This window comes from Glycocaulis alkaliphilus (genome assembly GCF_004000605.1).
GTDB lineage: Bacteria > Pseudomonadota > Alphaproteobacteria > Caulobacterales > Maricaulaceae > Glycocaulis > Glycocaulis alkaliphilus.
Window position 1 is genome coordinate 601,856 of record NZ_CP018911.1, and the last position, 23,207, is coordinate 625,062.

Here is a 23,207-nt window from a genome sequence, read left to right on the forward strand (position 1 = left end):
GCCTTCAGGTGCTCGGACAGGGGCAGCTTGCCCGTCCGCGGTTTCCCGAAGCTCGCCGCATAGTCCGCGATACGTGCGATTATCGCGTTCCTGTCGGTCGTCATGTCACTCTGACCCCATAATTTGTCCGACTCGGTCGGAAAATTGCCCCGCGCCGACAGGCCTCTGGAGGCTGTGCTGGATTTCCTTGCCCCGCAGGCAGATCAAGGCTGCGATTTCATGATGCGCCGGTCGAATGAGAAACGCACGGGCAAAGGTGAGCCAATACACTTCCGCCGCACGACCGGTGGGTGCAACCCAGTTGCTCATAACCGCACGTGACTGTCTGGCGCTGAGGGCAAGCGGCCCCGCGCCACAAAGCAACCATTGAGATAACCTTGCTCGGTCTTGCCATAGAGGAAGGGCGAGCCGTCCGGCCCGGTAACGCTGCCCCCGGCCGCGATCAGGACCGCGTGCCCGGCGCCGGTATCCCACTCCATCGTCGGCCCGAAGCGCGGGTAAAGGTCGGCCTTGCCTTCGGCAACGAGACAGAATTTGAGAGACGAGCCGGCGTTCACCGCAGCGGCCGCGCCCTGGGATAGCGCGAATGCACGTGTCCGCTCGTCAGCGTGTGACCGGCTCATCACCGCCACCCGTTCGGTCTCCGGCATGACACGGGCCTTGAGCGGTGCCAGGGTGGCATCATCCAGCCTGCTGCCCGGCGCGGCATCTCCGGACAGTCCGGCCCGTCCACCCAGGTAGATCCGCTTCAGTGCTGGCGCATACACGCACCCTGCAACCGGTACGCGCCCGGAAATCAGAGCGATGTTGATCGTGAACTCGCCATTGCGATTGATGAATTCCTTGGTGCCGTCGACCGGATCGACCAGCAGAAACTCGCGTTCGATATCAGGACGAAAGCCGGCCGAAAAACTCTCTTCAGCCAGAACCGGTACGCCTGGCATCACCTTGGCAAGTGCCTCCAGGATAACGGCCTCGGCGCGCGTATCGGCCGCCGTGACGGGAGAGCGGTCGTCCTTGGAGGTGACGACGAACCCGCTGTCGTAAACGTCCATGACCTCGATAGCGGCCTTCAGGCATATGTCGGCAAAGCTGCGGGCAAGCGCATCATGCTCGAGAGACAAGGCGGTTCCTTTCAACGATGTCCGCCGGAATGGCGATTGCAGGTGTGTGCACACCCCGCGTTGCGCGATGGAAATCCCAGCAATAGGGATAATCGGCCATTCATTCCAGTGCTTCGATAATTCTGAGCAGGGCTTTTTCCTTTTCGAGGAGGGCTTTTCCGGCCTTGCCTGCACCGAAGGCGATGAGGGCCTTTTCCAGGCGGGCATATTCGGCCTTGGTGAAATAGAGAAGCACGCAGCGCGTGCGGCCCTGGTCTTCCAGCCCGCGCAAGGCCCGTGACAGATTGCGCACCGTTTCGGTTTCGGCCAGATGCATGAGCCCTTCAAGCGTCTCTGGCTCCTCCACCGCGGTCAGCAGAAGCAGCTTGGTCCAGCCGATCCGCTCAAGGCGGGCCTTGTCGGGATAGCCTGCAAAATGCTGCGCGATGCGGATGAGATAATAGGCCTTGCGCCGGCTGATCCAGGCCTCCTCCAGCCAGGTCCTGAAGGCCTCCGGATCACTGGTCTTCAGTTCCACCAGCATGGTGCCGAGCGGCAGGAAGTGGCGGTCAGGATTGCGGGCCAGGACAAGGGCGTCCTGATAGAGTTGCTGTTCAGTCATGGCCTGCCTCCCCCGTATCGTAATCCGGGAGGTCGAGCGCCTTGAACAGGGCCTCTTCGGCGCCCTCGATCCCTGTGCGGATGCGGCTGGCGCCATGGGCATAGAGCCGCTCGCAGAGGACCTTCCAGCGGACCGCATCAAGGCGCAGGGTCAGCACATGGCTGACCGGGTCCTGCAGGGGCACGCCCAGCACCCCGGCCAGCACCTCGACCGGCAGGGTCTTGGCCAGCACGGTGAGGCTGCGGGCATTGCCGGGCGTCATCACGGCCGTGATCAGGCGCAGCTTGGGCCAGCCGATCCCGGTCAGCTCGGCTGCGCTCAGGCCGTGGGCAAAGGCGGTGCGCACCGGGCGGATCAGGCTGTCGCTGTCGGGATGATCCATGCCGAGCTGGCGCAGGACGACAGGATGAAGTCCGGGCTTGATCTGGGAGATGGCTGACAGGGCGTGGGCCACGTAGAGGATCCCGGTTCCTGCCATCTTCGACAGAGCGTCTGGTGTATATTTCATATCTGGCTCCATGAATGGTTGTTGGAGCCTTGATGCTTCTGGAGAGCCGGATGGGGATCAAAGGATTATGCAGCCAACTGTCTGTTTTATCGGAATATTTTCAAACCTGACACCGCGCCCCCCGTCCCGGCCCGGATCCGCCTGCCATGCGGGCCTGGGTGTCCTGAGCGAAGCGGCAGACCCGGCCTCCCGCGCGCTCGTCCGTCCGGCCGTCCGTCTGGCCGTCCAAAGATTCATTGCAATTAATTGCAGATGCCCGCGTGCACCCACAGCGCCTCCTCCAGACAATTGCAATTAACTGCGGACGCCTGTGCGCACCCGAAGCGCCGCCCCCCCCCGGGGGCGATTGCAATCAATTGCAGATTCCCGCGCGCACCCGAAGCGCCGCCCTCCCGGCAATTGCATTCAATTGCAATTCCTTGCCACGCCGTCACCCCCGCACACAAACAACGGCTCACCCACCCTCAAGCCTCACCGGCAGGCCCGCGATTCTCCACAAATGGCCCGCTCTGGCCCCCGCGTGGACAAGTTCGGACAGGTTTGGCACGCAAATGGACAAGTTTGGCACGCAAATGGACAAGTTCGGACAAGTTCGGACAAGTTTGGTCAAGTTAACTTGACTCCCCGCCAGGCGCTGACTCCCGCCATGGCCATCGCCGACTTTCCCGCGATACGCCCGCTACCCACGCCTACCGTCGGCAATTAATTGCAAATACCCACGGACGCTTTCACGCCAGCGGAGAAGGCGACTGCGGGGTATGCCCGTCAACGTTTGAGGGCCGGATCGAAACCTTCGAAGAAATACCCGACCGGAACCTTGAGCGTGCATGCCAAGGAAAACAGCCCGGCTGCGCCGATACGGCTTGCGCCATTTTCGTATCTCTCAACCTGCTGCAGGGTCACGCCCAGTTTGGCGGCCAGGGTTTGTGAAGACATCTGCAGAATCCTGCGGCGCAGCCGGATACGTATGCCGACATGTCTGTCGATGGCACCGGTGGATCGTGCGCTGGCCATTTGTTCCATATTGGCTCGCCTCCTGCCTGTCCCCGTCCGCCATCGTGCTCAGGGGTCAGGGCCTTGGGTCGGGACAGGGCCGTTAGAGCAGATCCGGTGTCGGACATGGCCATGCCCTGGATCTCCAGACGGACAGTGCATCCATAGCGGGTATGTATGCAGAAAGCACGCCGTGGGTAAAGCCCGGAGCCAGCCCCTGACAGAGTTCGGGCGGCCGGGATGGCCGGGCGGGTCCCGTGCAGACCGGCTTTGCCAGTAACGGCAAAGCCCCATAATGCGCTGCGGGCAAGCCCCCGAGGGGCGGTTCGGCGGCGGCGGGCCCTATTGCCGTGCCAGCGCCTCTGCTCCGATCGGCAGATTGGTGGGGGGCGTCGTGCAGGGCATGGATACGAAACGCTCGCCGCGTCCCATCAGCTCGATCTGCAGACGGCGGATTTCAGCGCCGCCCCCGCACGGCAGCACCCGGGCGATGGATACCTGCCCGTGCTGCTCGAGATGAAGAAGGAAAGCGGCCGCGAGCGCGTCGCTCACTGCGGCATTGACCTGCCATGCCCGATCGGCCCCTGACCTCGCCCCGTAGACACGCCCGTCCTCGCCGCGCACATGCAGGGCGCCGGTGTCGCGCATCCCTATCGGTATCAGGGGAAACCATTCCGGTCCGGAAAAGGCCGGGTAGACCGTATCCACGCGCGGACCGACCGCCAGCCAGGGGCTGTCAAAGAAAAAGGGCAGGATGGTGAAAATGTCCCAGACGCGCCCGTCGGCCCAGTGATGCTCCATCACGCCTGGCCAGTAGGCCTCACGCCTGGCGGAAACCGGCTCATCCATCACCGTCTGGCCGGTCATCCGGTCTACGACCCGCATCCGGCCGACCATCATGGCATCCATGTGCGAACCGAAAACCGGCCCATCGACATGGTCAAAATCGAAATTCACGACAAAGCGGGCATGGTCGCGGCGGGGCGCAGCGAGGCGCGTCTGTTCCAGCATGCGTTCGAAACGGGCGCGGAACACCGTGCGGTTGGGCTCGGGCAGGAACCATGAGAACTGCGACGTGCCGGTGACCGCACCCAGTGCGGTCTGGCGGTAAAAGCTGCTGGAGGGGTCTGCCTCGGCCACACGCGCGGGATAGGGCATGGGCATCTGATGGGCGGCAATGGACTGCCGGTCGGCGCAGGCCGTGAGCGCGAGAAGCAGGAAGGCCATGCTGGCAAACCATGGTTTTCTGGTCATATCGCCCTCCTTTGCCGATTCATCCAGGGAGCATCACCCGGGCCGCGCGGCAGGCACTGTAAGCAGCGGGGTGTTGCCATTTAATTACTAGTTGGGTGTGGTGCATAATTCTGTAGCCATCAGGCCGGGCTTTGGGGGCCTCGCAGGTCAGACGCGTCCCTCTACCCGCCTGCTGGCCGTTAGTGCCCCGTCACCGGCAGCCGGCAGGATCAAGACGGCAGGTCAGCTGGAGCTCCTCAAACCCGGTCTGGCCATTGCGGAGATAGACCCCGGTTCTGGCCTCGAACTGGTCATGGGTGAGCGGCAGACCGGCAGCAGCCCGGTCCGGGTCATCCCAGAAATGGATGTGACAGTGGGTTTCACGGGCGCATAGCCGGACCAGTGCGTCTTCATACGTCTCCCGCTGGAGGGCGGACGGTCCCTCGACCAGGACGAAGTGATGAAGGACAGCGCCCTGGCGCACCGAGCGCAGGGTCCACCAGCCATCGGGCTGGGAACGGTCAGGGGTGGAGATGCCGGACGCTGCAGCAAGGGCGACAAGGCTCGCAAGCAGATGGCAGGCAGACATGGCGGGCGCTCCTGTGAGGGTTCAGGGGTCTGTCGGGGCGGGTGGCAGGCCGTTTTCCGCATCTGTCCCGGCCTAGAGGCGGCCAGCTTGCATGGACAGGGCAAGGCCGGTGCCTCTCTCGGGATCGTAGGCGCAGGCATAGGTGTGAGGCTGCCAGGCCCCGAACCCGTTCTGCAACTCGATCCGGTCGCCGGCATAGATGATGACGCCATGCCCCCCGTCGGCCACGCTCACCACGCGGGTAAAGCGGCGCTCGCCGGGCCGGGTGGTCCAGCGCGACCGGTAGCGGGCAAGACTTTCCAGGCTGGCCCGGCAGGCATAGTGGGCGTCTGCCAGATGATGGTCGGCCCAGCAGGAGGGAGAACGCCGGCACACCGCCTGCCTGATCGCATCGCGGCGGGCCTGCTCGGCCTGGTCTGCTGCCGCACGCGCCTCGCGGTCCAGCTGGCGCGCTTCACGGGCTGCCTCGCGGATGCGCCGTTCGACCGCGCGCGCGGCCTGGCGTGCCTGCCTTTCGGCCGCCTCGTCCTGGCGGGCCTGGAGGCGTTCCGCTTCGCGCAGCGCCCGGCCTGGCAGCAGCTGGTCAAGGGTCACCGCAAAGAGGCCGAGAACAAAATACCCGGCCAGCCCGGCCCCGATAATCTTCCACACCAGCCCGCGTCTGCGGGCCGGCGCCCGGCGTGATCCTTTTCCCATCCCCGTCCTCCTGTCCAGCATGGCGGGTCATGTCCAGGCTGACAGCCTAAAGGCGGAAACTTGCCATTTCATTATCAGTAGCAGCACAACACGCCACCCTGATTGGTTACGCATCAGCCCCGCTGCGCCCTAAACCTTGAGGCAGGGAGCAGCGCTGATGACCGACTTGCGGACACGTTTTGGCAGACTGCTGGCCGCTCACCGGCGCCGCGCCGGTATGACCCAGCAGGATCTGGCCGAAGCGGTGGATGCCAGCGTGTACATGATTTCCAAGATGGAAAGCAGTGCATCGGGTACCAGCTTTTCCATGATCGAGCGGCTGGCCCGGGCGCTGTCGCTGGACCCGGCCGAGCTGTTCACCGCAGACCTGCCCGCCTCCCATTTCCAGCGCAGCGCCTATGGGCGCATTACCCGTCAGCTCGTCGATCTTGATGAAGACGAGCTGGAATGGCTCGAAGGTGTGATCACCGCCGCCCTGAAAGTCCGCAGGCCCGGATGAGCCTGAAAATGACATTGATGGCAATACCGCTCCCGGACGGCCCGGCATGGGGGACAGGCCGCGGATCCTCGGCCTCCGGGCTGATGCGCCGGACCATGGTCGGTCAAAAGCAATTAATTGCAAATCGCATGGCAGCGGCCCGGCCTGCTGCGCACGAGGCCGCGGCATGAAGGCGCGGTTTTACCGGTTTCTGGGGGCACTCGCCCGGTCAGATGAACCCCTCACCCAGGCGCAGATCGTCACGGCGTCAGGCCTTTCCCAGGCGACGGTGAGCCGCTGCGCCCAGGAAGGGATCAGACAGGGCCTGCTGGCCGCGACCGGGCTGGACTCATGCACGCCTGGCCGCCCGGCCTCTGCCTATCAGCTGATCCGCGAGAATGTCTATGTGGCCGGGTGCATCGTGCGTCCCGGCCGGTTCGAGATCGGCCTTTACGATCTGGATCTCGACCCGGTCCGCCTCAACGGACACACGCTTCGGCCCGCCGGGTTTCCCATGACCGCGTGGAGCGATGCGGACATAATAGAGGCGATTACCGGCCCGCTGGAGGACTGGCGGCGCTTCGGCCCTGTCCGTGAGCGCCTCGGCCTGATCAGTGTCATCGACTATCATCACGGCGTCCCGCCCGAACGCCTTGCCGGACTCGAGCGTGCGCTGAGCGGACATTTCGGTCTTGCCTGCGCTGTCACCGATCCGCCCGGGCAGGCGGCCGCCCACGCCGTATACCATTGGCCCGCACTCGCCGGACGCGTGCTGTTCTGTGTCTGGCTGGAGGGCGATCTGATGTGGTGCCAGTATTATGAGGCTGGCTGGCCGGCGGGCCGGCTGAAGATGGCAAGGCCACCTGAAGATTTTCTACAGGTACCCGACCGGGGCGCGCCCACCCCCGAGCATCCCGTCCATGGGTTTGCCGACACGCCAGGCTGGGTGAAGGAGGACGGCCCCCTGGCTCCGAGCGCGGCGCGCCAGCTGGACCAGCAGGCAGAGCGTCTGGCAAGACGGCTCTTCCCGCATAGCCTGGCCAGGTTTCATGAGGAGATTCCCCTCGCGGGGGTGATCGCTGGCACCTGGCGCCGCGACGTGCTTGAACGGGCGGCCCAGTCCCTGTCCAGGCTTCACGCCCATAATTACCCGCACAAGCCTGGATTTGCGTGTATCGGCCTTCATGTCGCGGGCGAGGGCGCAGCCATCGCTGCAGATCTCGCGGCCACCCGGCTGACCCTGGCATGAGGAAATCCAGCCCGCATGCCTGCGCCAAAAACAGCCGAATTAATTTTATTCAGGGATGGCTTTAACTTGTCCATGAATTTGTCCACGAAAACTCGCATATTGCTCCGTATAAAGAATATTTGAACATTCATGCCAGTAGCTCATACAATTAATTTATAACATCTTATAGGTTTCGCGGGAGAAGGGAAGGGGGGAAGATTTTGAACATTACCAAATGCAACAAAATGAGATTTCTTCCCGAATGGCACGGGTTGGGACTGAAATGGCGTGAATGAAAGCGCCCCGGGGGGCGGCAGGTCTGCGCGGAAAATCCGTGCAGACAGGGTTTGACATTATTGGCAGGCTCACGGGCCCCGGCCGTCGCGGGGGGCGAGGCGGGGACGAGGGGCAGGGCGGAAGAATCTTGAAAGGTGGTGGGCCCGGAGGGACTCGAACCCCCAACCAAGCGGTTATGAGCCGCCGGCTCTGACCAGTTGAGCTACAGGCCCACCGTGGCGCCGTGATAGCGCACGCTGGCGGCAGGGGAAAGCGCGTGGTTCACGCACAGTTCAGCAGCCTTGCGGCAGACAGCACGGACACCGCGCCACACGGCGGCAACCGGCCTGCCTTGGTTTTGCCGTATCGCGGTGAGGTCATGCCTGAGCGGTGAACCGCGCGCTGTCCGGCGCGTTTAGCGTGGGGGCCGATGCCCTCAGGATTGAAGATGGAGATTGATTATGCCGCATGTTTCGAGTTTTGCCATTGCCCGAAAGGCACTCCACCGCCGGTTCGCTGGCGCGGTGCTCGCCGGCGGCCTGCTGCTGGGCGCCGCGGCGTTCCTGCCGGTTCCTGCCCTGGCTCAGGATGTCGTGCCCGGCGAGACGCAGGAGGGCCGCCTGTCCCTGTCGGCGCGCGGCGAGGTGCGCATCGCGCCGGATCTGGCTACGGTAACCGCTGGCGCGCAGACCCGCGCCGACACGGCGGCAGAGGCGCTGGCAGCCAATGCCCGCGCAATGTCTGGCGTATTTCAGGCGCTGGAGCGGGCCGGCATCGCCCGGCGTGACATCCAGACCTCCGGCCTGTCGCTGAATGCGGTCTACGCGCCCTATGATGCCCAACGCGGCAACGACCAGCGCATTGTCGGCTATGAAGCCAGCAACACGGTGCGCGTGATCGTACGTGACATGGACAGGGTGGGCCGGACGATCGATGCGCTGGTCGCGTCGGGGGCCAACCAGCTTCAGGGCGTCAGCTTCACCCACTCCGATCCATCTGCCGCACGTGACCAGGCGCGCCGCCAGGCCGTCAGCGAGCTGAACCGCCTGCGGGCCCTTTACGCCGAGGCGGCAGGCATTTCGACCGGCCGGCTCATTTCGCTCAGTGAAAGCGGCACGAGCCAGCCCTATCCGATGATGTATGCGCGTGCAGAATCCCTCGCCATGGATGCCGGTACCGAGATTGCCTCGGGTGAGATCACGGTGTCGGTCAATCTGGATGCCGTGTGGGCAATCCGGCCCTGATGCCGGTCACCAGACAAGCGCCGGGGCCTGCCATCGCGGGCTCCGGCCGTCTGGCCATTCCATTTCGCCTGAATTGATGCCCCCCGTAATGAAAAGGCAGTCAATGCCTTCCCGGGCGGCGCCCTCCAGATCGGTAATGACTCCATCGCCAACGGCCAGCAGGCGGTCCTTTGCGACGGCCCCTCCGGCCTTCTGCTCCAGAGCGGCCCGGGCGAGCGCATAGATCGGGGGGTGAGGCTTTCCGGCAAACAGCGCTGTTCCACCCCTCTGCTGGTAGGCCTGTGCCAGCGCGCCGGCGCAGTAGAGCAGGCGTCCTTCCGGTCCCTGCACGACAATATCCGGGTTGGCGCAGACCATGGGCAGGCCAAGCGCCGCGGCTGCATCCAGCAGGGCGGCATAGTCCTGTGGCGTCTCTCGTTCGTAATCTATCAGCCCCGTACAGGAGATCAGGCGGGCTTGGTCCAGCGGCGCAAAGCTGAGCCCTGTCCCGGCATATATCGGATCGTCGAAGTCGGGCCCGAGCTTGTAGGCCGGTCCGGGCGCGAAGCCGGACAGAAGCGCGTGAGTGGCATCACCGGAGGTGACGGCCATGTCCCACACCCCGTCAGGGGCGCCCATTCTCCGCAACAGGCGCTCCAGATAGGGCGCGCGCAGCGGCGAGTTGGACACCAGGCAGACCAGTCCGCCCTGCGCACGAAAACGTACGAGCGCCTCAATGGCGGGGCAGGTCAGCTGCTCGCCGTCGCGGATGACACCCCATACATCGCACAGGATTGCGTCATAGCCGCCGGCGATCGCCCCCAGCCGGGCCTGAACAGGGACGCCGCTGTCACGCATCAACGGGTGCGCTGACGCAGGGCACGCGTGGCTGCGCTGATATCACCGCCTGCATTGCCGATGATGCTGGTGATCTCCTCGCGCTGCGTTTGCGCGAGCCAGACCCCCATCACCTCCGCGTCAACGACGCGCAGGCCGTTATCTCCGCTCATGACGCGCCAGTTCACAGCGACATCCTCGCCATTGCCGCGCGCCCGCACGGTCGAGCGGACAATGAAATCTCCCGGTGCGCGGGTGACCGAGCCGGTGACATCCAGCGTCTGGCCGGCATAATTGCCCAGCTCGCGCTCGTATACATTGATGGCGAATTCGCGAAATACCGTGCGGAACTCCTCCAGCTCTGCCTCGTCCGCGCCGCGCCGGAAGCGTCCCAGCACGAAGCCTGTGATCCGCGGCACGTCGGCCAGCTGGTCGACACGGTCGCGAAAATTGCGCCGCAAGGTGGACTCATCCAGCTCGCCGTCGTGAAAGGCCTGCAGGGCATTGATGACTTCCTGGGCTTCGCGCTGGACGAAGGCCTCGGCCTCGCTGGCTGACTGCGCGGAAACGGGGCCGGAGAGGACGAACAGCAGCAAGGCCGCCAGCATGCCGGTAATGGCCGTAAGGGGTTGTCGGAGCATTTTTCCTGTCCTGTTAGCTGCCATGGCTCCCGTCATGTCAGTCGAAATCGGGCAGATCCTCGAAATCGCGCTGTTGTCCGAGCGCGGCTGCCCGATTCTGCCTGTAGACCGAGCGCAACTGAACATAAGGGTCGATGGCACTACGTTCCAGACTGGCGAAGGTTTCGTCCAGTTGCAGGCGTATATCGAGGGCGTAAATGCCGCGATACACCCAGATCGCCTCTGTTTCGCGAATATCTTCAACCCAGTAGGTCGGATGCGGGTAGCGGTCTGCGAAGCGGCCGAGTGTGTCGCGCATGTTCGATGGGCCGAGGAAGGGTAGCACCACATAGGGACCGCCCTCTACGCCCCACTGCCCGAGTGTCAGGCCAAAATCCGTGTCGTGCAGGGTGATATTGGCTTCGCTGGCGACATCAAACAGTCCGCCCACGCCGATAATGGTGTTGAGCCCGAACCGGCTCGCCGTGGCAATCGCTTCGCCAGGGCGGCCCTGCAGCAGCAGATTGGCGAACACCACCGGCTGGTTGAGATTGGTCAGCACATTGTGCACGCCCGTGCGGGCAGGGGAGGGAACGGTGTCGCGGTAAGCGTGCGCCAGCGGAGCGATGACCGCCCGGTCAGCAGCGGTGTTGAAGCTGAACACGGCGCGGTTGACCGGCTCGAACGGATCATTGGCCTGCAACGCTTCCGGACGGGTCGTGCAGGCGCTGGCGAGGCTACCGGCCAGCAGAACGGCGAACAAAAGGTGCGCTGCGCGCATATGGGCATTTCCCTCAAACTGACCTGCGCAACGGCTCCCTGACCGTCCAACAGGCTTACATAGGAAGATACGCGCCAGCGCTCAAATCGGACGTGTGTCTTTGACATTGATGCAGATCAGATAATCGCATAAAGATATCCTTATGCAGATAAGGAGCGGAGCCTGGCTCATGCCCAAGGACCGGTTAGCGCCCGCCACCGGCGTGCCACAGATTTCCTTCGAGTTCTTCCCGCCCAAGGACGAGGCGATGGAAGAGCGTCTGTGGAACTCCATCGCAAGGCTTGCTCCCCTGAACCCGCTTTACGTCTCCGTGACCTATGGCGCAGGCGGGTCGACGCGTGACCGGACCCACCGGACGGTCCGGCGCATCGTCGAGGAGACGGCTCTCAGCCCCGCAGCCCACCTTACCTGTGTAAATGCCGCCCGCGACGAGGTGGACGCCGTGATCCGGGACTACTGGAGCGCCGGCGTGCGCCATATTGTGGCGTTGCGCGGCGATCCGCCCGGCGGTGTCGGCGAGCGCTATGAGCCATTCGCAGGCGGTTACGCCAATGCAGCGGAGCTGGCGGCTGGCATCCGCGCAGTGGGCGATTTCGAGGTGTCGGTCGGCTGCTATCCGGAAAAGCACCCTGAAAGCGCGAGCTTCGACCACGATATCGACCTGCTGAAAGCCAAGATCGACAACGGGGCAACGCGCGCCATTACCCAGTTCTTCTTCGATGCGGACGTGTATTTCCGCTATCTAGACCGGGTGCGATCCGCCGGCATCACCATCCCGATCGTGCCGGGCATCATGATGCAGTCGAACTTTGAGGGGCTGGTGCGTATGGCGGGGCTGTGCGGGGCGACCATCCCGGCGCGCCTGTTTGACCTGTTCGACGGGCTGGAAAGCGATCCGGGTACACGCGAACTGCTGACTGCCAATGTGGTCGCCGATCTGTGCCATGACCTGTCTGATCATGGCGTTGACCAGTTCCACTTCTACACCCTCAACCGGGCCGAACTGGCGCTGGCGACCTGCCGGCTGCTGGGGGTAAGGCCCGTGGAGATGGCGGCCTGATCATGAGCTTTACCCGTTCTTCGCGCCTGAAGGCGCTCGAAGTTGAAGCGCAAAAGCGTATCCTCGTCCTGGACGGCGCCATGGGTACGATGATCCAGCGCCTCCAGCCCTCGGAGGAAGACTACCGGGGCACACGCTTTGCCGGATGGCACACATCGCTCAAGGGTAATAACGATCTTCTGAACCTCACAAAACCCGAGGCCATCGCCGATATTCACCGCGCGTATTTCGATGCGGGGGCGGACATTATCGAGACCAATACCTTCTCGGCGACCTCCATCGCGCAGGCCGATTACGCGATGGAAGACCTTGCCGCCGAGATCGCCCGCGAAGGCGCGCGCATTGCCCGCGAGATTGCCGATGTGGTGGAGGCCGGAACCGGCACGCCGCGCGCGGTGGCGGGTGCTATCGGCCCGACCAACAAGACGCTCTCCATCTCGCCCTCGGTAGAGGATCCGGGCTTTCGCGATGTCACCTTCGATGCCGTGCGCGAGGCCTATGCCGAGCAGACGTTGGCCATGGCCGAGTTCGTCGACTTCATCCTCATCGAGACGATTTTCGACACGCTGAACGCCAAGGCGGCGATAAAGGCCGTGCTGGACCTGCGCAATGAGGGCAGGCTGGACCCGGCCATCCCGCTCATGCTGTCGGGCACGATTACCGATGCGTCGGGCCGCACCCTGTCGGGCCAGACGACGGAGGCCTTCTGGAACTCGGTGCGCCATGCAAGGCCGTGGGCGGTGGGGCTGAACTGTGCGCTGGGGGCAAAGCAGCTGCGCCCTTACGTCGCCGAGATGAGCCGCATCGCGGAAACGCGCGTGCTCGCCTATCCCAATGCCGGCCTGCCCAATGCCTTTGGCGAGTATGACGAGACGCCGGAGGAAACGGCCGCCTATATCGCCGACTGGTCGAAAACCGGCCTTGTGAACATTGTCGGCGGGTGCTGCGGCACGACGCCGGACCATATCGCCGCTATCGCGAAGGCCGCTCTTTTGGGCAAGCCACGCGCTCTGCCGGAGCGTCCGCGCGCCATGCGCCTGTCCGGCCTTGAACCGTTTGAACTGGCTTCCTGATTTTATGACCGATACGCCTGCCCAATCCCGTGCCGTCTTTGTAAACGTTGGTGAGCGCACCAACGTCACCGGCTCTGCGCGCTTTCGAAAGCTGATCAAGGAGGGCGATTACGCTGCCGCTCTTGATGTGGCGCGCCAGCAAGTCGAGGCCGGGGCGCAGGTGATCGACATCAACATGGATGAGGGTCTGCTCGATTCAAAGCAGGCCATGATCACCTTCCTCAATCTCATCGCCACCGAGCCGGACATTGCCCGCGTGCCGATCATGATCGACTCTTCCAAATGGGAGGTGATCGAGGCGGGCCTGAAATGTGTGCAGGGCAAGGCCATCGTCAATTCCATCTCGCTCAAAGAAGGCGAGGAGAGCTTCCGCAAACAGGCGCAAGCCTGCCTTGCCTATGGCGCGGCCGTGGTGGTGATGGCGTTTGACGAGGACGGTCAGGCCGACACCAAGGAGCGCAAGGTCGAGATCTGCGAGCGCGCCTATCACATTCTTGTCGATGAGCTGGGCTTCCCGCCTGAGGACATCATTTTCGATCCCAATATCTTCGCCGTGGCGACGGGGATCGAGGAGCATAATGACTATGCCGTCGCCTTCATCGAGGCGACGCGCGAGATCAGGAAGCGCCTGCCGGGCGCGCATGTCTCCGGCGGTGTGTCCAACATCTCCTTCTCCTTCCGCGGCAATGAGCCGGTGCGTCAGGCCATGCACTCGGTCTTCCTCTATCACGCCATCAAGGCGGGCATGGATATGGGCATCGTCAATGCCGGCCAGCTTGAGATTTACGACGAGATCGAGCCGGAATTGCGCGAGCTGGTCGAGGACGTGATCCTCAACCGCCGCGAGGATGCCACAGAGCGCCTTCTGGAGGCCGCTGAGGCCTATCGCGATACCGGAGAGGCCGAAGAGAAGGCCGCCGCCGAATGGCGCTCCTTGCCCGTTGCAGAGCGTTTAAAGCATGCCCTCGTGAAGGGGCTGGATGAGTTCGTGGTGGAAGACACCGAAGAGGCGCGCCAGTCCGCCGAGCGCCCGCTCCACGTCATTGAAGGCCCGCTCATGGACGGGATGAATGTGGTGGGGGACCTCTTTGGCGAGGGCAAGATGTTCCTGCCGCAGGTGGTGAAGTCGGCGCGCGTGATGAAGAAGGCCGTCGCCCACCTCTTCCCCTATATGGAGGCCGAGCGCGAGGCGGCAGGGCTGGACAAGCAGTCCAACGGCCTTGTCATCATGGCGACGGTGAAGGGCGATGTACACGATATTGGCAAGAATATTGTCGGCGTCGTGCTGCAGTGTAACGGCTATGACGTCGTGGATCTGGGCGTCATGGTGCCGCCGGAGAAAATCCTGGAGGCCGCGCGTGAGCACAAGGCCGATATTATCGGCCTGTCGGGCCTGATTACGCCCTCGCTGGACGAGATGGTGTTTCTGGCGAGCGAGATGGAGCGCGAGGGCTTTGACATACCCCTGCTGATCGGCGGGGCAACGACCAGCCCGGCCCATACAGCGGTGAAGATCGAGCCGGCCTACCACAAGGCGCCGGTCATCCATGTGCATGATGCCAGCCGGGCGGTGGGCGTCGTCTCCAAGCTGCTCTCTGACACCCAGCGCCAGCCCTATTGGGACGAGATACAGGCCAATTACGCCCGCATCCGCGAGACGCGCGCCCGTACCCAAGGCAATCGCCGCCGTGTGACACTGGCTGATGCGCGTGCCAAGGCGTTCGACGCCGATGCCACTGGCCACCAGCCCGTCAAACCGCTGCAACCGGGCCTCACCACGATTGATGATGTGCGCCTGTCCGATCTGGTGCCTTACATCGACTGGACGCCCTTCTTCTTCAGCTGGGAGATGAAGGGGACGTATCCGGCCATCTTCGATGACCCCAATCGGGGCGAGGCGGCGCGCGCGCTCTTTGATGATGCGCAAGCCATGCTGAAACAGATGGTCGAAGGCGACTGGCTCAAGCCCAAGGGCGTTGTCGGCCTGTGGCCCGCCCGGCGCGAGGGCGATGATATTGCCGTCTTCGCCGATGAGACTTGCAAATCACGTCTTGGCAAATTCTACGGATTGCGCCAGCAGGCGGAGAAGGATGGTGACAATCCCTATCTCTCCATCTTTGACTTCGTGCGCAGCGATGTGACCGACTGGGTGGGCGGGTTTGCCGTTACCTCAGGCGATGCCGAGGACGAGATCGCCGAGCGCTTCAAGAAGGCCAATGACGATTATTCCGCGATCATGTTCCAGGCGCTGGCGGACCGCTTTGCCGAAGCCTTCGCCGAATATCTCCATGAGCGCGTGCGCAAGCAGATCTGGGGCTATGCGAGCGATGAGCGGCTCTCCAATGCGGAGCTGATCAAGGAAGCCTATGCCGGTATCCGCCCGGCGCCCGGCTATCCGGCCCAGCCCGATCACACCGAGAAAGACCTGCTCTTCAAGCTGCTCGAAGCGCCCGAACGCACCGGCATCAGGCTGACCGAGAGCCGGGCCATGTACCCGGCAGCCTCCGTCTCAGGGCTTTATCTGGCGCACCCTGACAGCGTCTATTTCGCCGTCGGGCGCATCATGCGCGATCAGGTAGCAGACTATGCGGCGCGCAAGGGCTGGAGCATGGAGGAGGCCGAAAAGGCGCTCGCGCCGGTGCTTGGCTATGAGCCGGACGCATCCCGGCTGGAGGAAGCCGATGCGGCGGCGTGAGGGGTTTGCTCAAGATTAGCTGAAACCCCGGAAGCGCGAAGCGCTATCCGGGGCCTCTCTCCGTATCACCTGCAACAGGTCCCGGATCGGCTACGCCGTCCGGGAGTTCATGGGCTGTTTGGAGCTTACCCCCCACACGCCTCGCACGCCGGATCGCGTGCCAGCTTCACCGTGCGAAGGCCGCCCGAAAGCCCGTCGACGATCTGCACGCGGCCAATGAGCGGTTCACCTGCGCCGGTGATGAGCTTGATCGCTTCCAGCGCCATCAGCGTCCCCACAATGCCGGTAATCGCGCCGACAATGCCCGTGACCGCGCAGCTTTCCGCGCCGGGTGGAATGTCTGGCACCAGACAGCGATAGCAGGGCGCGTGAGCTCCCAGATGCGGCGCGAAGCTGGAGACCTGCCCGTCCCAGCGCCCGACCGCGCCGGAAACCAGCGGGATGCGCGCGGCGATTGCCGCGTCATTGACCGCAAAGCGGGTCGCGAAATCATCACAGCCATCGAGCACCAGATCGGCGCCTTCGAGGAGAGCAGGCAGATTGCTGGCATCGGCGAGCAGGCGGTGGGTTTCAATGCTGACCGCCGGGTCCAGCGCCTGCAGCGCATCGCGCGCGGCCTCTACCTTTTCGCGGCCCACATCGCTTGTGCGGAAGAGTACCTGCCGCTGGAGATTATCGAGGCTGACCGTATCGGGATCGACAAGTGTGATCTGGCCAATCCCGGCAGCGACCAGATAGAGCGCCGCCGGAGCGCCCAGCCCGCCCGTGCCAATCATCACCAGTTTCGCTGCGCCCAGCTTTGCCTGACCGGGGCCGCCAATCTCCTTTAGAAGGATGTGGCGGGCATGACGGTCAATATCGGTCTTGCGCACCTTCACGCATCCTTTCAGGCAGGGTTCATCAACGCCATAGCACGCTAGCCTTGAAACGGTCCAAGGGAGGTGTCTCATGGCACAGGGGAATGTACGGGGAATTTCACGGCCACACCTGATCGTGGCAACGGCGCTGGGTCTGCTTGTTTCGGCGTGTGCCACACAGGAAGGCTATCGCCAGCGTGCCGCACTGCATCTGGGCCAGTCCGCCGATGCGCTGATTGTGGAGCGCGGCTCGCCGCTTGCGCGCGATTATCTCAGCGATGGTTCGCAGGTGTGGACCTATTTCGTGGCCGAGCAGCGCCATGATCCGGGCGGCTACACCACCATTCCGCGCGAGCGCCGGATTGTCTGGACCGACCGCAGGGGCAATCAGCACGTCCGCATCGAGCAGTATGAGGAAACCGTCTACACGCCGCCGCGCAGCTGGATGGTGGAATGCGAGACGCGCTTTGTCGTCGCCGGCGACGGGATTGTGCGTGATTTCCGCTTTGCCGGGGATGCTTGCCGCGCGCCGGAGATCTACTGACCCTCCAGCAGAGCACAGCAAGGTGTGAATAGGGCGGAGTTCGGCACTGGCGGCGGGTGGCAAACCGCGTCAGCCTGCGCCGATGATGGATACGCCCGCCAAATCTCCCGCTTCGGCCGATCTTGACGGCCCGGTGCTCGATTATCTGGTCAATGGCGGTTCCCATGTCTTCCTCACCGGGCGGGCAGGGACCGGCAAGACCACGCTGACGCGCGCCGTGCTGGAGCGTCTGGGTTCCAGCGCCGCCGTGCTGGCGCCCACCGGCGTTGCCGCCATGCAGGCGGGCGGGCAGACCCTGCACGCCTTTTTCCGCCTGCCGCCGCGCCTTGTGGAGCCGTCCGACATTCGCCGCCTGCGCAATGCGCGTGCGGTCAAGGCGCTCAAAACCCTGGTTATCGACGAGATTTCCATGGTGCGCGCCGACATGATGTGGGCGATTGATGCCAGCCTGCGCCTCAACCGGGAAAGCTCGGAGCCCTTTGGCGGGGTGCGCATGATCGTCGTCGGCGATCTCTCCCAGCTTCCTCCTGTCGTGCGCGATGAGGAGGCCGGCTATCTGGAGATGGCCTATGGCGGGCCGTTCTTCTTCCACCCGCCCGCTTTTCGCGATGCCGGATTTTCCATGCTGGAACTGACAAAAGTCCACCGCCAGGCCGATCCCGATTTCGTGCAGATACTCAACGCCGTGCGGACCGGCGAGCTGACACGCGAGGAGGGCGCCGTCCTCAATACCCGCGTCACCGGCCGGTCAGGGCTGGAGGCCAGCGCCACCCATGTCGTGCTCACCCCCACCAACGAAGCTGCCTTCCGCATCAATGCGCAGCGCCTTGATGCGCTGCCCGGCAAGCCGGAGCTGATCGAGGGCAAGACATCAGGCCAGTTCGATCAGCGCATCATGCCGACCGATGATCCGCTGATCCTGAAACGCGGTGCGCGTGTGATGCTCTTGCGGAATGATCCCGGCGGGCGCTGGGTCAATGGCTCGCTGGGCGAGGTGGTGGGTTTTGCCGAAGCCGGCGTGATGGTGAAGATCGGCGATGAGGTCCACCGCATCGAGCCGGTGCAGTGGGACCGCCATGCCTATAGCTATGATGCGGCGGCCAAGGCGCTGAAGAAGGAAACCGTCGGCAGCTTTACCCAGATGCCGCTGCGGCTCGCCTGGGCGATGACCATCCACAAGGCACAAGGCCTGACGCTGGACCGTGTCTATCTCGATCTGCCGGGCCGTCTGTTTGCCCACGGGCAAGCCTATGTCGCCCTGTCACGTGCGCGCACGCTGGAAGGGATGGAGCTGTCACGCCCCTTGCGTCCGTCCGACATCATTGTCGATCAGCGTATATTCGACGTGAAAAGCTATTGCGATCCTGCGCCTGCCCGGCTTGAGGGCTAGACTCCGGTGGAGCCAAAGCCGCCTGCGCCGCGCTGTGTTTCGTCCAGCGTGTCAGCCGGTATCAGCTGGGCCTGAACCACAGGCGCTATGACCATCTGGGCGATGCGTTCGCCGCGGCGCACCACGAAGGGTTCGCGGCCATGATTGATCAGGTTCACGCGCAGCTCGCCGCGATAGTCGGCATCGATCGTGCCAGGCGTGTTGACGCAGGAAATGCCGAACTTGGCCGCCAGGCCAGAGCGGGGGCGCACCTGCGCCTCATAGCCTTCGGGCAGGGCAATCGCGAGCCCGGTCGGGATCAGCTGCCACTCGCCCGGCTGCAGCGTAACCGGCGCGTCTTCGGGGAGCGCGGCAGGCAAATCCATACCCGCCGATCCCGGCGTCTGATAGCGGGGAAGGTCCAGGCCCGCAAAATGCTCCAGCGCCTTGATGCGCACCTGAACCATGAAAGAATCCCCCGCCGGAAGCCGCTATTGCGGGTTTTGTTCCATCCAGCGTTCCATCTCGTCAATGCCGTCGTCAAAGCTTTCGACAGCAGAGATGATGGCGGTGCGCTCCTGATCTGTGAGCGAGCCCATCATGACGCTGATTGCGTAATCGCCGTCCTCAATGCCGATGCTCAGCACAGTCGGCTCATCCGGCGTGCCTGCACGGATCATCAGCGGCAGGCCGGCGAGCAGGACCTTGAAATCGTTCCTGTCGGGCACGACGGTTTCCCGGTCGCACAAAATGGCGCCGGTGCCGTCAGGCAAGGGCGGTAATTGCAGCGGGCCGGGCCTCGCGGTCGCCTCACGCACGGTGAAGCCCTCGATGACGGTCGGCTGGACGCCGGCCTCACCGGGAATGGCGAAGCAGTCGGCAAGAGCGGGTGCGCCGGCTGCGAGGCTGGCAAGAAGGGCAGCACCGCTGGCGAACAATGTCTTCATGGAGAAACTCCTGATAGCAACCGCAGACGGGACGGCCCGGTCCAGCGGCCAGAACACGCTGCAGCCTAGCGCCGCAAAGGTGCGCGTAACAAGGCCATCACTGAATCGCCCAGCTTTGCCGCAATCACGTCTTTGTGCGCGCGCGCGATTGGCTTCACCTCATCGCGCGAGACGATCAGCACACTGTTCTCCGCGCCGCCCATCGCGTCGCCTGATACATCATTGGCGATGATGAGGTCGCACCCCTTGCGCTCCAGCTTGGCGCGCGCAAGCGCTTCCAGCGCGCCGCCGTCCGATGCCGTTTCTGCGGCAAACCCGACGACCAGGCGCGGGCGGCGGTCTGTCAGCCCCGACACCTCCCTGAGGATGTCCGGGTTCTCCACCAGCTGCAGGCTCGCAAAGCCCGCCTTGTCGGTTTTCATCTTGCTGGCATGGCGGGTTGCCGGGCGCCAGTCGGCCACGGCGGCGACGCCGATATAGGCATCAGCAGGCAGGGCGGCCATCACGGCGTCGCGCATTTCCAGCGCGGTCTGGACCTTGACCAGCTCGGCGCCCGCTGGCGGCTCTATACTCACCGGGCCGGAGACCAGCGTCACGCGCGCCCCGTGTGCTGCCAGGGCTGCGGCCAGCGCATAGCCCTGCCGGCCGGAGGAATGGTTGGAGAGGAAGCGGACCGGATCAATCGGCTCGATGGTAGGCCCGGCCGTGATGATGATATGCGGGGCACTCATCGGGTCAGGAGGGCCAGCGCCGCGTCGGCGATGCGCATCGGCTCGGCCATGCGGCCCGGCCCGAACTCTCCGCAGGCCATCTCGCCTTCGTCCGGCCCTACAAAGGCTATTCCGCGGCTTTTCAGCGTGGCGAGATTGGCTTGTGTCGCGGCGTGCTCCCACATGCGCACATTCATGGCGGGGGCCATCAGTACCGGCTTGTCAGTGGCCAGCAAGGTGGTGGAAGCCAGATCATCGCACAGCCCATGTGCGGCCTTGGCCACGATGTTGGCGGTGGCAGGGGCAACGACGATCAGCTCTGCCGAGCGTGACAGCTCGATATGGCCCATCTCGGTCTCGTCGGTGAGCGAGAAGAGATTGTCATAGACTTTCTCGCCCGACAGGGCGGCCACGCTCATCGGCGTCACGAACTGCTTGGCCGCATCGGTGAGAACGCAGCTTACGCCCACATCGCGCCGCTTCAGCTCGCGGATCAGCTCCAGCGATTTGTAGGCGGCAATGCCGCCGGAAATGATGAGAAGGATGCGGGTGTTCATAGCTTGTAAGACCATTGCGTCAGCCAGGCGGCAAAGCCCGCCTCGTCCAGCGAGCCGTCTGCCAGCGCGAGCATTGTGCGCGTCGCATCGCGTTCGGTCGCGTCCAGATACCAGCCATTGATCCTTAGCATCATGTAGCTGGCGATGAATGCCATGCGCTTGTTGCCGTCCAGAAAAGGATGGTTTTTCGCTATGCCAAATCCGATGCTGGCGGCCAGATCATGAATTTGCGGCGCCGGGTCTGCGTAGGCGAGCTTGTTTTCTGCCCTGCTGATGGCGGAATTCAAAGCGCCTTCATCACGCAGACCACGTGCGCCGCCGGTGGCGTCCATCTCGCGCTCATAGGCGTCGAGTATGGCCGACAGCGGCAGGAGCCGGATGTCGTGGCTCATTTGGCGAGGTCTTCGAGGGTCTTGCTATAGCGCGTGCGGCATTCCTCGTAGGCTGACATCGCCGCGCTATAAGGTGCCTCGGATTTTACCAGAGTGACACGGCCACCCGTAACTTCGAGCGTGACCTCATCGCCACGGCTAAGCCCCGCCATTTCCAGCACTTCCTTCGGGAGCCTGACCCCCGTCGAATTGCCCTGCTTTGTCAGCTTTACCGTAATGGTCATCATGCACCTCCACCCCCACATATAAGCACATACGTGCTTACATTGCAAGACGGCCTGTCAGGGCAAGGGTAAGCAGCACGGCGAGGCTGGCCGTTGTGATGGCAATGAGCATGCCGGTGAACCAGCCGCGCCTGACGGGGGCGGACACCTGTTCAGGCGCGTTCATGCGCTCGGCGGCTTCGGTCAGGCGCTCCAGCGTGACGGGCAGGGCAACCAGGCTGGTATGCAGGCGTTCCAGATCGCGCAAGACATCGCGTATCCGCCCTTCCGGGCCCAGCTCGCGGCGCATGAAGCGCTCTACGGCGGGCGCGGACGATTCCCACATATCATGGGCGGGGGTGAGGGTGCGGCACACGCCCTCAACCTGCACCATGGTCTTCTGCAGGAGGATGAGCTGGGGCTGAAGGTGCATGTCGAACAGCTCCGTCACCTCGAAGAGCTGCAGGAGCACGCGTGACATCGGCACCTCGTCTGCGCGCTTGCCGAATATCGGCTCGGCGACGGAGCGCAGCGCAGCGGAGAAGTCCGCGCGCGCATGGTGCGCAGGCACATAGCCCGCATCGAAATGGGCATCGGCGGCGCGGTCATAATCGCGGGTCAGGAAACCGTGAAGGATGCGCGCCAGATAGCGCCGTTCCGGGCCTTCCAGCCGCCCCACAATGCCAAAGTCGACCGCCCAAAGCTTGCCATCGCGGCCCACGAACAGATTGCCCGCATGCATGTCGGCGTGAAACGCGCCGCGCTCCAGTGCGCAGGTGAGGAAGGCATCGGTGATGTCGGAGGCGAGCCTGACCCGGTCGATACCGGCCGCATCAACGGCCTCGATGTCGGTCAGCGGTATCGCGTCGATCCATTCGGTGGTCAGCACGCGCTTGGTGGTCAGCGGCCAGATCACTTCGGGGATGTGCAGGTTCTGCGCGGCGACGGCGGCTTCCATCAGCTCGCTGGCGCCGGCTGCCTCCATGCGCAGATCCAGCTCCAGCACCAGAGAGCGCGCAACCGTCTCGACAAAGGCACGCGGCTCCATCCGGCGCGAAGCCGGAAAGAAGCGCACGGCGAGCCCTGCGCCCATGCGCAGTACGGCAATGTCCTTGTGGATGCGCTGATCGATGCCTGGACGCAGCACTTTTACCGCGACGGTCTGGCCATCATGGGTAACCGCCTTGTGGACCTGAGCGATGGAGGCTGCGGCGGCGGGCGGGCCGAATTCGGCAAACAGCGTCTCTACCGGCGCTTCCAGCTCGGCCTCGATCACCTTGCGGGCCTCGGCATCGGGAAACGGGTTCATGCGGTCCTGCAGGCGCGACAGGCCGCGCGCGAAATGCACGCCCACCACGTCGGCTCTCGTGGCCAGCACCTGACCCAGCTTCACATAGGAGGGGCCCAGCTCTTCCAGCGCCCGTGCCAGCCGCTCGCCAGGATTGTCTGCCCGTCCGCGAATGGCCACAAGGCGCGCCACCCGCCCCGCGAAGCGTGCTGATGCCGGGAAGACAGCCTGATACTCGACCGGGAACATGGCGTCGTGACGCGCCAGCGTCCATGCCGCGCGGATAAGCCGGAAGAAGGTGAAGACAGGTCCAAACATCACGCCG

At 64.0% G+C, this 23,207-nt stretch carries 24 protein-coding genes, 1 tRNA gene and 1 pseudogene; 8 read left to right on the top strand and 18 right to left on the bottom strand.

Going from position 1 to position 23,207, the window contains the following annotated elements; all coding sequences use genetic code 11:
• Window positions 1-305: 305 nt before the first annotated feature.
• The 7 genes from cysQ to X907_RS02885 all read right to left on the bottom strand — a co-directional run bounded on the left by cysQ (window position 306) and on the right by X907_RS02885 (window position 5,744).
• Window positions 306-1,124, bottom strand: coding sequence for a 3'(2'),5'-bisphosphate nucleotidase CysQ (gene cysQ / locus X907_RS02855; RefSeq protein WP_233352497.1), 819 nt, complete (start codon window positions 1,122-1,124; stop codon window positions 306-308).
• 100 nt (window positions 1,125-1,224) lie between these two features.
• Window positions 1,225-1,725 (bottom strand): hypothetical protein, encoded by a 501-nt coding sequence (locus X907_RS02860; protein WP_127565545.1) that lies wholly within the window; start codon window positions 1,723-1,725, stop codon window positions 1,225-1,227.
• Window positions 1,718-2,233, bottom strand: coding sequence for a hypothetical protein (locus tag X907_RS02865; protein ID WP_127565546.1), 516 nt, complete (start codon window positions 2,231-2,233; stop codon window positions 1,718-1,720). Before X907_RS02865 ends, X907_RS02860 begins: the two co-directional genes overlap by 8 nt.
• A gap of 765 nt (window positions 2,234-2,998) precedes the next feature.
• The gene (locus X907_RS02870; protein WP_127565547.1) at window positions 2,999-3,256 is read right to left on the bottom strand and encodes a helix-turn-helix domain-containing protein; all 258 of its coding nucleotides are present in this window, start codon (window positions 3,254-3,256) and stop codon (window positions 2,999-3,001) included.
• A 312-nt stretch (window positions 3,257-3,568) separates the two neighbouring features.
• Window positions 3,569-4,480, bottom strand: a complete 912-nt coding sequence (locus tag X907_RS02875; protein WP_127565548.1) for a hypothetical protein — start codon at window positions 4,478-4,480, stop codon at window positions 3,569-3,571.
• Window positions 4,481-4,670: 190 nt separating this feature from the next.
• Complete coding sequence (locus X907_RS02880; protein WP_127565549.1) at window positions 4,671-5,048, bottom strand: hypothetical protein; 378 nt, start codon at window positions 5,046-5,048, stop codon at window positions 4,671-4,673.
• 72 nt (window positions 5,049-5,120) lie between these two features.
• A complete protein-coding gene (locus X907_RS02885; RefSeq protein WP_127565550.1) occupies window positions 5,121-5,744 on the bottom strand; it encodes a hypothetical protein in 624 nt (207 codons plus the stop codon).
• Between the two features lie 157 nt (window positions 5,745-5,901).
• On the opposite strand from X907_RS02885, the gene X907_RS02890 reads away from it, so the two are divergent.
• Window positions 5,902-6,243, top strand: coding sequence for a helix-turn-helix domain-containing protein (locus tag X907_RS02890; RefSeq protein WP_127565551.1), 342 nt, complete (start codon window positions 5,902-5,904; stop codon window positions 6,241-6,243).
• Between the two features lie 166 nt (window positions 6,244-6,409).
• Window positions 6,410-7,471 carry a MarR family transcriptional regulator gene (locus tag X907_RS02895; protein WP_170175436.1) on the top strand — a complete coding sequence of 354 codons (1,062 nt, stop codon included), beginning with the start codon at window positions 6,410-6,412 and terminating at the stop codon, window positions 7,469-7,471.
• 411 nt (window positions 7,472-7,882) lie between these two features.
• On the opposite strand, the gene X907_RS02900 is transcribed toward X907_RS02895, so the two are convergent.
• Window positions 7,883-7,959: transfer RNA gene (locus X907_RS02900), tRNA-Ile, on the bottom strand.
• Between the two features lie 228 nt (window positions 7,960-8,187).
• On the opposite strand from X907_RS02900, the gene X907_RS02905 reads away from it, so the two are divergent.
• Window positions 8,188-8,970, top strand: a complete 783-nt coding sequence (locus X907_RS02905; protein WP_127565553.1) for an SIMPL domain-containing protein — start codon at window positions 8,188-8,190, stop codon at window positions 8,968-8,970.
• 6 nt (window positions 8,971-8,976) lie between these two features.
• On the opposite strand, the gene X907_RS02910 is transcribed toward X907_RS02905, so the two are convergent.
• Genes X907_RS02910 through X907_RS02920 form a run of 3 tightly spaced genes read right to left on the bottom strand, consistent with a single transcriptional unit; the run spans window position 8,977 to window position 11,187 of the window.
• Complete coding sequence (locus X907_RS02910) at window positions 8,977-9,807, bottom strand: TIGR01459 family HAD-type hydrolase (protein ID WP_127565554.1); 831 nt, start codon at window positions 9,805-9,807, stop codon at window positions 8,977-8,979.
• Window positions 9,807-10,427 (bottom strand): MlaC/ttg2D family ABC transporter substrate-binding protein, encoded by a 621-nt coding sequence (locus tag X907_RS02915; RefSeq protein WP_127565555.1) that lies wholly within the window; start codon window positions 10,425-10,427, stop codon window positions 9,807-9,809. Before X907_RS02915 ends, X907_RS02910 begins: the two co-directional genes overlap by 1 nt.
• A 37-nt stretch (window positions 10,428-10,464) precedes the next feature.
• Window positions 10,465-11,187, bottom strand: a complete 723-nt coding sequence (locus tag X907_RS02920; protein WP_127565556.1) for an MlaA family lipoprotein — start codon at window positions 11,185-11,187, stop codon at window positions 10,465-10,467.
• Between the two features lie 169 nt (window positions 11,188-11,356).
• Between X907_RS02920 and metF the strand changes: the two genes are divergently transcribed.
• Genes metF through metH form a run of 3 tightly spaced genes read left to right on the top strand, consistent with a single transcriptional unit; the run spans window position 11,357 to window position 16,015 of the window.
• A complete protein-coding gene (gene metF, locus X907_RS02925; RefSeq protein ID WP_127565557.1) occupies window positions 11,357-12,247 on the top strand; it encodes a methylenetetrahydrofolate reductase [NAD(P)H] in 891 nt (296 codons plus the stop codon).
• 2 nt (window positions 12,248-12,249) lie between these two features.
• Window positions 12,250-13,320, top strand: a complete 1,071-nt coding sequence (locus tag X907_RS02930) for a homocysteine S-methyltransferase family protein (RefSeq protein ID WP_127565558.1) — start codon at window positions 12,250-12,252, stop codon at window positions 13,318-13,320.
• A 4-nt stretch (window positions 13,321-13,324) separates the two neighbouring features.
• Entirely contained in the window at window positions 13,325-16,015 is a 2,691-nt protein-coding gene (metH, locus tag X907_RS02935; RefSeq protein ID WP_127565559.1) for a methionine synthase, read from the top strand.
• A 125-nt stretch (window positions 16,016-16,140) separates the two neighbouring features.
• Here metH and X907_RS02940 read toward each other — a convergent pair whose 3' ends face one another.
• Window positions 16,141-16,893, bottom strand: a complete 753-nt coding sequence (locus tag X907_RS02940) for a HesA/MoeB/ThiF family protein (protein WP_373870253.1) — start codon at window positions 16,891-16,893, stop codon at window positions 16,141-16,143.
• Window positions 16,894-16,963: 70 nt separating this feature from the next.
• Here X907_RS02940 and X907_RS02945 point away from each other — a divergent pair, with 70 nt between their 5' ends.
• Entirely contained in the window at window positions 16,964-17,416 is a 453-nt protein-coding gene (locus tag X907_RS02945) for a hypothetical protein (protein ID WP_127565561.1), read from the top strand.
• Window positions 17,417-17,498: 82 nt separating this feature from the next.
• Complete coding sequence (locus X907_RS02950; RefSeq protein ID WP_127565562.1) at window positions 17,499-18,806, top strand: ATP-dependent DNA helicase; 1,308 nt, start codon at window positions 17,499-17,501, stop codon at window positions 18,804-18,806.
• Here X907_RS02950 and dut read toward each other — a convergent pair.
• From dut to ubiB, 6 genes and pseudogenes are all read right to left on the bottom strand, one after another.
• Window positions 18,803-19,252, bottom strand: coding sequence for a dUTP diphosphatase (dut, locus tag X907_RS02955; protein ID WP_127565563.1), 450 nt, complete (start codon window positions 19,250-19,252; stop codon window positions 18,803-18,805). The two genes, X907_RS02950 and dut, sit on opposite strands and share 4 nt — an antisense overlap.
• Window positions 19,253-19,276: 24 nt before the next feature.
• Entirely contained in the window at window positions 19,277-19,732 is a 456-nt protein-coding gene (locus X907_RS02960; RefSeq protein ID WP_127565564.1) for a hypothetical protein, read from the bottom strand.
• Window positions 19,733-19,797: 65 nt separating this feature from the next.
• Window positions 19,798-21,014 (bottom strand): annotated as a pseudogene (gene coaBC, locus X907_RS14725) (bifunctional phosphopantothenoylcysteine decarboxylase/phosphopantothenate--cysteine ligase CoaBC).
• Window positions 20,996-21,391 carry a type II toxin-antitoxin system death-on-curing family toxin gene (locus X907_RS02970; RefSeq protein WP_127565565.1) on the bottom strand — a complete coding sequence of 132 codons (396 nt, stop codon included), beginning with the start codon at window positions 21,389-21,391 and terminating at the stop codon, window positions 20,996-20,998. Before X907_RS02970 ends, coaBC begins: the two are co-directional and overlap by 19 nt.
• Complete coding sequence (locus tag X907_RS02975; protein WP_233352501.1) at window positions 21,388-21,618, bottom strand: AbrB/MazE/SpoVT family DNA-binding domain-containing protein; 231 nt, start codon at window positions 21,616-21,618, stop codon at window positions 21,388-21,390. Before X907_RS02975 ends, X907_RS02970 begins: the two co-directional genes overlap by 4 nt.
• Before the next feature lie 34 nt (window positions 21,619-21,652).
• Complete coding sequence (ubiB, locus tag X907_RS02980; protein WP_127565566.1) at window positions 21,653-23,200, bottom strand: 2-polyprenylphenol 6-hydroxylase; 1,548 nt, start codon at window positions 23,198-23,200, stop codon at window positions 21,653-21,655.
• Window positions 23,201-23,207 lie beyond the last annotated feature (7 nt).

Excerpts from the sequence above, each read along its gene's own strand:
- X907_RS02860 (WP_127565545.1), bottom strand. The coding sequence starts at position 1,725 with ATGACTGAACAGCAACTCTATCAGGACGCCCTTGTCCTGGCCCGCAAT.
- X907_RS02865 (WP_127565546.1), bottom strand. The coding sequence starts at position 2,233 with ATGAAATATACACCAGACGCTCTGTCGAAGATGGCAGGAACCGGGATC.
- X907_RS02870 (WP_127565547.1), bottom strand. The coding sequence starts at position 3,256 with ATGGAACAAATGGCCAGCGCACGATCCACCGGTGCCATCGACAGACAT.
- X907_RS02875 (WP_127565548.1), bottom strand. The coding sequence starts at position 4,480 with ATGACCAGAAAACCATGGTTTGCCAGCATGGCCTTCCTGCTTCTCGCG.
- X907_RS02880 (WP_127565549.1), bottom strand. The coding sequence starts at position 5,048 with ATGTCTGCCTGCCATCTGCTTGCGAGCCTTGTCGCCCTTGCTGCAGCG.
- X907_RS02885 (WP_127565550.1), bottom strand. The coding sequence starts at position 5,744 with ATGGGAAAAGGATCACGCCGGGCGCCGGCCCGCAGACGCGGGCTGGTG.
- X907_RS02890 (WP_127565551.1), top strand. The coding sequence starts at position 5,902 with ATGACCGACTTGCGGACACGTTTTGGCAGACTGCTGGCCGCTCACCGG.
- X907_RS02895 (WP_170175436.1), top strand. The coding sequence starts at position 6,410 with ATGAAGGCGCGGTTTTACCGGTTTCTGGGGGCACTCGCCCGGTCAGAT.
- X907_RS02905 (WP_127565553.1), top strand. The coding sequence starts at position 8,188 with ATGCCGCATGTTTCGAGTTTTGCCATTGCCCGAAAGGCACTCCACCGC.
- X907_RS02910 (WP_127565554.1), bottom strand. The coding sequence starts at position 9,807 with ATGCGTGACAGCGGCGTCCCTGTTCAGGCCCGGCTGGGGGCGATCGCC.
- X907_RS02915 (WP_127565555.1), bottom strand. The coding sequence starts at position 10,427 with ATGCTCCGACAACCCCTTACGGCCATTACCGGCATGCTGGCGGCCTTG.
- X907_RS02920 (WP_127565556.1), bottom strand. The coding sequence starts at position 11,187 with ATGCGCGCAGCGCACCTTTTGTTCGCCGTTCTGCTGGCCGGTAGCCTC.
- metF (WP_127565557.1), top strand. The coding sequence starts at position 11,357 with ATGCCCAAGGACCGGTTAGCGCCCGCCACCGGCGTGCCACAGATTTCC.
- X907_RS02930 (WP_127565558.1), top strand. The coding sequence starts at position 12,250 with ATGAGCTTTACCCGTTCTTCGCGCCTGAAGGCGCTCGAAGTTGAAGCG.
- metH (WP_127565559.1), top strand. The coding sequence starts at position 13,325 with ATGACCGATACGCCTGCCCAATCCCGTGCCGTCTTTGTAAACGTTGGT.
- X907_RS02945 (WP_127565561.1), top strand. The coding sequence starts at position 16,964 with ATGGCACAGGGGAATGTACGGGGAATTTCACGGCCACACCTGATCGTG.
- X907_RS02950 (WP_127565562.1), top strand. The coding sequence starts at position 17,499 with ATGATGGATACGCCCGCCAAATCTCCCGCTTCGGCCGATCTTGACGGC.
- dut (WP_127565563.1), bottom strand. The coding sequence starts at position 19,252 with ATGGTTCAGGTGCGCATCAAGGCGCTGGAGCATTTTGCGGGCCTGGAC.
- X907_RS02960 (WP_127565564.1), bottom strand. The coding sequence starts at position 19,732 with ATGAAGACATTGTTCGCCAGCGGTGCTGCCCTTCTTGCCAGCCTCGCA.
- X907_RS02970 (WP_127565565.1), bottom strand. The coding sequence starts at position 21,391 with ATGAGCCACGACATCCGGCTCCTGCCGCTGTCGGCCATACTCGACGCC.
- X907_RS02975 (WP_233352501.1), bottom strand. The coding sequence starts at position 21,618 with ATGATGACCATTACGGTAAAGCTGACAAAGCAGGGCAATTCGACGGGG.
- ubiB (WP_127565566.1), bottom strand. The coding sequence starts at position 23,200 with ATGTTTGGACCTGTCTTCACCTTCTTCCGGCTTATCCGCGCGGCATGG.